This window comes from Microcoleus sp. Pol7_B2 (assembly GCF_036701035.1).
Lineage (GTDB): Bacteria > Cyanobacteriota > Cyanobacteriia > Cyanobacteriales > Microcoleaceae > Microcoleus.
Map to the genome: position 1 here is coordinate 1 of NZ_JAUBQB010000141.1, position 6,994 is coordinate 6,994.

At 44.1% G+C, this 6,994-nt stretch carries 5 protein-coding genes; 3 read left to right on the forward strand and 2 right to left on the reverse strand.

The genetic code is table 11. The features are described 5' to 3' along the window. Positions 1-257 precede the first annotated feature (257 nt). The 3 genes from QUA57_RS27735 to QUA57_RS27745 all read left to right on the forward strand — a co-directional run bounded on the left by QUA57_RS27735 (position 258) and on the right by QUA57_RS27745 (position 3,650). Positions 258-1,676 (forward strand): serine/threonine-protein kinase, encoded by a 1,419-nt coding sequence (locus tag QUA57_RS27735; RefSeq protein WP_333064989.1) that lies wholly within the window; start codon positions 258-260, stop codon positions 1,674-1,676. 287 nt (positions 1,677-1,963) lie between these two features. After that, positions 1,964-2,173, forward strand: a complete 210-nt coding sequence (locus tag QUA57_RS27740; protein ID WP_333064988.1) for a type II toxin-antitoxin system HicB family antitoxin — start codon at positions 1,964-1,966, stop codon at positions 2,171-2,173. A gap of 205 nt (positions 2,174-2,378) precedes the next feature. Beyond that, positions 2,379-3,650 carry an FGGY-family carbohydrate kinase gene (locus tag QUA57_RS27745; protein ID WP_333064986.1) on the forward strand — a complete coding sequence of 424 codons (1,272 nt, stop codon included), beginning with the start codon at positions 2,379-2,381 and terminating at the stop codon, positions 3,648-3,650. A gap of 141 nt (positions 3,651-3,791) precedes the next feature. Here the strand turns inward: QUA57_RS27745 and pcrA are convergent, their stop codons facing one another. Both pcrA and QUA57_RS27755 read right to left on the reverse strand, forming a co-directional pair. Then, positions 3,792-6,158, reverse strand: a complete 2,367-nt coding sequence (gene pcrA, locus QUA57_RS27750; RefSeq protein ID WP_333064983.1) for a DNA helicase PcrA — start codon at positions 6,156-6,158, stop codon at positions 3,792-3,794. 209 nt (positions 6,159-6,367) lie between these two features. Beyond that, positions 6,368-6,751 (reverse strand): YkvA family protein, encoded by a 384-nt coding sequence (locus QUA57_RS27755; protein ID WP_333064982.1) that lies wholly within the window; start codon positions 6,749-6,751, stop codon positions 6,368-6,370. Positions 6,752-6,994: the final 243 nt, after the last annotated feature.

A 6,994-nucleotide genomic window follows, 5' to 3' on the forward strand; every position in this document is an offset into this window, starting at 1 on the left:
GGTCAAGCGGGATCCGCTAGGGGACGATCGCCCCTTCCATTATATAATCATCCGATCACAATAAATCCACCCTGCTTCTTAAGGGGGATTTAGGGGGATCTGGCATCGGATAAAAGCGAGAGATACAAAGGTTTCAGACTTAAGTTGACACATATCGGCAATGCCGTCTCTTTACCCGGCTCTGCTGTTTCACATTTAAAACCATGTCCGCTGGCCTCGCATCCAGAGCTTTAATCTGTAATCTCTAAGCATCTTTTATGAGCCAGTGTCTCAACCCTGATTGCCTATTCCAAAACCCGTCTGGCTATACAAAATTCTGTCAAAAATGTGGGAATAAACTGCTATTGGGCGATCGCTACGGAGCCCAAAAAATTATTGGACAAGGGGGATTTGGGCGCACTTTTCTAGCTCTTGACCAGTATAAACCATCAAAACCTCCCTGCGTTATTAAACAATTCTACCCCCAATTTCAAGGCACTTCTAGTATCCAGAAAGCTGCTGAGTTATTTGAGCTTGAAGCAGTCCGCCTAGAACAGTTGGGTAAACATTCTCAAATTCCCGACTTATTAGCATATTTTAGTCAAGATGGACGGCAGTATTTAGTCCAAGAATTCATCGACGGTGAAAATTTAGCCCAAACACTAGAATCTAAGGGATATTTTAGCGAAACGCAGATTCGCAATTTGCTTAATAATTTACTGCCAGTATTCGAGTTCATTCACTCTAGCCAAGTTATTCACCGAGATCTCAAGCCAGAAAATATTATTCTTAGGCAAGATGGGCAACTGGTTTTAGTTGATTTTGGTGCGGCGAAATATGCGACACAAACGGCTCTAGCGGTAACGGGAACGAGGATCGGGACGGCTGGATATACGGCACCAGAACAAGCCAACGGCAAAGCTATTCATGCGAGTGATATTTATAGTCTGGGTGTCACTTGTCTGTGTCTGTTAACTGAGGGTGAACCGATTGATTTATTCGATGATAGCGAGTTTGAGTGGGTGTGGCGAGAACACTTAAAAACATCTGTCAGTTCGGAACTGGGTCAGATTTTAGATAAAATGATACAACCTGCTATTAAAAAACGTTATCACTCTGCTACTGAAGTGTTGCAGGCTCTTGCTTCTCAATCACCTCAATTATCAGCTCAAACACCTCTATCGGCACCGCCACCAGACTCCCTGAAATCGGCGCGGGGTGTTGACTATACTCGTCTGCGGGATTTATTGGCCACAGGGGAGTGGAAAGAGGCGGATCAGGAAACATTCAAGGTGATGTTAAAAGCTGCTAGACGGGAGAAGGAAGGTTGGTTCGATACGAACTCGATCGAGAATTTTCCTGGCGATGATTTGCGGACGATCGACCAATTGTGGGTAAAATACAGTCAGGGTCGCTTTGGTTTTAGCGTCCAGAAAAAAATCTGGTTAGAAATAGGCGGTAAAATTGATTATGAGACTGAATCCAAGCTAGGCGATCGTGTCGGTTGGCGAAAGAGAAGGAAAGATTGGTTGAGCTACAATGATTTAACCTTTAATTTGCAAGCACCACGGGGGCACCTCCCGTCGTGTGCGCGTGTGTTTGCGTGGGGGGGAGGAGGATTGGGTTGGGTTGTTGGGGTGTTGGGGTGGTTAGGGTTGGTTGTATGGTTCTCTCTTCTTTCGCATCAAGAGCTATAAGCTGTAATTTGTAGCGATTTTAGCCCTTTGTAAAGTCTTTTTTTGAGAACCTTTTTCTACCAAGTTATCGGCTTTTGTTCATTTCATTACCTGTTACGCTTTGATATCACTCTTCAAACAACAAACTTGCGAAATTAGGGTCATAGCAATTGGCTAACACAAACTGTTTAGGGTTCAGAAACCGGGGTTTTTAGCAAATATTTAGTTGTAGTTAGCCGATTCGGTAAAAACCCGATTTCTTTGGTCAGTGCGTAAATCCTAATCTACTCTAAATTCCAGATAAAATGATGAGTTATGCCATTGCGATCGAAAAAACACCCAATAACTATTCAGCATATCCACCAGATTTACCCGGATGTGTAGCCACAGGCACTACCCTTGCGGAAGTACAGCAGCAAATTAAAGAAGCAATCGAATTTCACTTAGAACGATTGCGAGAAGAAGGTTTATCGATTCCCGAACCAACTACGCTTTGTGAGTATCTAGAAGCACTGTAGTAGGGGAAAATATTTCATAAATTAAGCAGAAATAAAACCTGATTTAGACGCAAAACAAGCAGCGCAATAAATAAATCCGAGAACTTGCATTCCTCACTACAAACGTTTTTTATTAATAGTAATTGACCGGACATAAAATCAAACCTAAGTATTTGATGCCAATAAAGTTTTTATATGAAAAAAAGAAAAGTTGCAGGAGTAACAAATGAATCTTTCTTTAGGAATAGATTTCGGCACGACTGGCGCGCGATCGACTGTCATAGACTCCCAGGGTACAATACATTGTGAGACGGAATATACTTTTGCTAACAAGGGGCCACAACAGCCTGAATTGCCCTCGGTGTGGCAAAATGCGCTGTGGGATGTGATCGAGCAAATTCCCCCAACAATCCGCAACCAGGTAAAGGCGATCGCCCTTGACGGCACATCTTCCACTGTCATGCTGTGCAATACCGACGGTATACCAGTATGCGAGCCGATTTTATACAATGATGCGCGCGGTGCAGCGGTGACAGAGAGGTTGCGGGCGATCGCGCCGGATAACCACACAGTATTGAGCGCTACATCGAGTCTGGCTAAACTCCTGTGGTTCCAAGACTTTCGAGAGGAAACCACCCCTACGGTTTTCCTGCATCAAGCTGACTGGCTGGCATTTTTGCTGCACGGAAAATTGGGAATTAGCGACTATCACAATGCTTTGAAGCTCGGTTTCGATGTTGATACTTTGTGCTATCCGAATTGGCTGATAGAGGGAATTGCGGGCGCTGCAACGCCTGAATTACCGCAAGTTGTAGCACCGGGCACGCCTGTGGGGGAAGTGAGAGTGCAAGTGGGCGATCGCTTCGGTTTTCCCCGCCATTGTATGGTTTGTGCTGGCACAACCGATAGCATTGCCGCCTTTTTAGCGAGCGGTGTTAATTTACCAGGGGAAGCAGTAACTTCTCTCGGTTCTACACTAGCAGTCAAACTTTTAAGTCATACCCGCATAGATGATTCTAGATACGGGATTTACAGTCATAAATTAGGCGATTTGTGGTTAGTTGGAGGTGCTTCTAATACCGGAGGTGCGGTGCTCCGGCATTTTTTCACTGATGTTGAGCTGCAGAATTATACCACACAAATTGATCCAGCACAAGAGAGTTTGCTGGATTATTACCCATTGTTGAAAAAGGGCGATCGCTTTCCGATTAATGACCCGAATTTGTCCCCCAGACTCGAACCGCGTCCCACTGATCCAGTGGAGTTTCTGCACGGTTTGCTAGAAAGCATAGCGCGGATTGAAGCGCGGGGGTATCAATTATTGCAAGAATTCGGTGCAACTCCTTTGATAAAAGTTTTTACTGCTGGCGGCGGGGCAAAAAATTCTGTTTGGAGTGCGATTAGAAAGCGTTATTTAAAAGTGCCTGTAGTAACGCCAATTCATACTGCGGCTGCTTATGGGACGGCGTTATTAGCAATGCGAAGTGTTACAGATTAGAGTTATTGCATAAATCTTGGATGGATAGGGAAACCGCAGATTTATGCAGATTAACGCAGATGCTTTGCTATATACTTTGCGAATGGAGGTAATCTTATTTATCGAGGCGATTGAAACCGCTACAAACTCTGATATTTTTACTTACACTCGCTGCAACTTAGCTGTTCTCGGATCGATGATTTTTCTGCCCAAACCCGAAAACTTAATTGCCAAATTAATTTTGTCGCCCGCCCCTAAAACGTGCGTAATTTCTCCAACTCCAAAAGCATGATGAAAAACCCGATCGCCCGTTTGCCAATCCGTCGATTGTCCATTGTTTCCCGGTTTAGAACTCCCCGAATTAGTGGCTGAATTATTAGTTTTTCCTTTAGATGCAGCCGTTTTCCCCGCTGGAGTTTTCTTCGCGCTTCCAGCCAGCAAATGTGTCGGCAATTCGCCTAAGAATAGCGAAGGGGTGCAGTGTTCCCGGAAACCTCCCCACAAGCGGCGTTCGCGAGTGTGGGTGAGAAATAGCAATTCCTGGGCGCGAGTGATGCCGACGTAGCACAAACGGCGTTCTTCTTCGATCGCTTTCGGGTCGTCCAAACTGCGGAAATTGGGAAATAAACCCTGTTCCATTCCGACTAAAAACACTACGGGAAATTCTAGCCCTTTGGCTGAGTGCAGCGTCATCAGCGATACGCGGGAATCTTCTTCTTGCAAGTCATCTAAATCGGATGCTAAAGATGCTTTTGCTAAAAATGATGTTAGGGTCGCTTCTTCGTTTTGTTCTTCAAATTGTAGAACTGCATTGTACAATTCTATGACGTTTTCTATGCGATTTGTGGCTTCGTCGGTTCCTTGATTTTTCAAATCTTCAATGTAGCCTGAATCTTGGATAATTCCTTGGACAATTTGCGAAGCCGGCAGAGTTTCAACTTGCGATTGCCAACGACCAATCATTTCGGCAAACTTAATAATAGCTTTTGCCGATCGCCCTGCGAGAGTATTGACCGAAGATTCATCGCTGAGGATTTCCCACAACGGAATGCCCAATTGAGTTGCAGCGTCTTCGATTTTGGAAAATGTGGTATCGCCAATGCCGCGACGGGGAGTATTGATGATGCGTTTGAGGCTGACGCTATCGTCGGGATTGGCAACCGCCCGCAGGTATGCTAGGATATCTTTGATTTCTTTGCGATCGTAAAACTTCAGGCCGCCGACAATATTGTAAGGAATGTCTAAACGCATTAACGCTTCTTCAAAAGAGCGAGATTGAGCGTTGGTGCGGTAGAGAATAGCAAAGTTACTGCCGTTTTCGTATTCGGAGTTTTGGCGCTTTAAGGAATGAATTTGACCTGCTACAAATTCCGCTTCATCTAATTCGTTGTCGGCGCGCCAAACAACAATCGGAGCTCCCGGTTCGCGAGTCGGGCGCAGAATTTTCTCGATCCGTTCGGTATTGTGTTCGATCAAGTGATTCGCCACTTGCAGGATGTTTTCGCGCGATCGATAATTTTCCTCTAATTTTACCATTGTCCGAGTTTTATCGTCGGACAAACCATCTCCGAAATCCTCTTGAAATTCCAGCAATATCGTATAATCTGCCATCCGAAAACTGTAAATTGATTGATCGACATCGCCCACGACAAAAATCGAGCGGTTTTGCCATTTATCGAAGCTTTTCGGGTCGGCGTTATTTGTCACCAACATCCGAATCAAATCGTATTGAGTGCGGTTAGTATCTTGGTATTCGTCAACTAAAATATGGCAAAACTTTTTATGCCAGTAACTTAATACTTCCTCGTTTTGGCTCAAAAGTTTAACGGGAACCAGGATTAAATCGTCAAAATCTAGGGCATTGTTGGCTGCTAAAGCGTCTTGGTAGCGACTGTAAACATCGGCAATCACACGGCCTCGATAATCCGGTTCTGCTGCTTGGTATTCTTGAGGTGACAAGCCTTTATTTTTAGCGTTGCTGATGACATAGCGGACTTTTCGCGGGTCAAATTTCTTGTCGTCGAGGTTCAGTGTTTTGGTGACGATTTGTTTGACGATACTTTGAGCATCTGATTCATCAAAAATCGAAAAATTTTTCTGCCACTTGCGGCCTTTTTCGTCTTGGTATTTTTCAATATCGTAGCGGAGAATGCGGCCGCACAAAGAGTGGAAAGTTCCCATCCAAATGTGCTTGGTAATTCTCTGGTAAATTTGCGATCGCAATTTGGTTTGTACATCCGGGGCTAAGTCTACCAAAGGTTTGCCATATTCCGCTTCAGCTTGCTGAGTTGCCAGCAATTTCTCAATTCTTTCTTTCATCTCCCTAGCGGCTTTATTTGTAAATGTCACCGCCAGAATATTTTCAGGATCGACTCGATGGGTGCGAACTAAGTTAGCAACTCGGTAAGTTAGAGCTCTGGTTTTGCCGGAACCAGCGCCCGCTACTACTAATAGCGGCCCGTTATAATGGGCGACTGCTTGGCGCTGAGATGGGTTGAGGTGGCTGAGGAAATCAGTGGTTTGAGTCATAGCTAGAAAGTTAGTTTAATTTTTTAAGGGGTAAATAATACTTGGTATGCGATACTGGGAGTTTTTTTAAGGTAAGGTGCGTTAGGCGCACCCTATATTATAACTAGAAAGGTGATTTTTTGAACTTTAAATATTTTTTTGCCCAGCGAGTTGTTTAAGGTAAGGTGCTCGGCGCGCCCCCTACACTATAACTAGATAGGTAATTTTTTTTAACGTTTAAATATCTGTGTTAGCCACATTGCTGCTAATATTCCCAAGCAAATCCAAATGGCAATAATCACAACAGCGGCAGCCCGATTTATCGGTTTTCCTCGCTCTATTTCTGCGGCTGCTTTTTCCCGACACTCGGCTAAAACCTGTGGCGGAATCATCTTCAGTACCAGCCAAATTCCCAAGGGTACAATTATCAAATCGTCCAAGTAGCCGAGAATCGGTATGAAGTCAGGAATTAAGTCGATCGGGCTAAAAGCGTAGGCAACCGTAAGGCCTGCTAAAATTCTGGCGTACCAAGGTACTCTCTGGTCTGTACTTGCTAAATAAACAGCGTAAGTCTCTTTTTTGAGTCGGCGGGCAACTTGTTTTAAGGATTGCATCTTTTAACAATTTTATCATTTTTAAAGTTTATTTAAAATGAAAGAGGATCTGCGTCGGAGTGTCATAAACTGGGTGGGTTTCTATATTTATCGTTGCCAAACCTCTTATTTTACCCAGAACACCAATTTTTTAGTGGAGCGTCCTGCCGACATCATAATAACTCATAATTTCTTCAGAATTACTGACTATTTTTTTAGTTGCTAAAAATGTAACAACCCGGATATTTAGCAATTTCAGTGGGA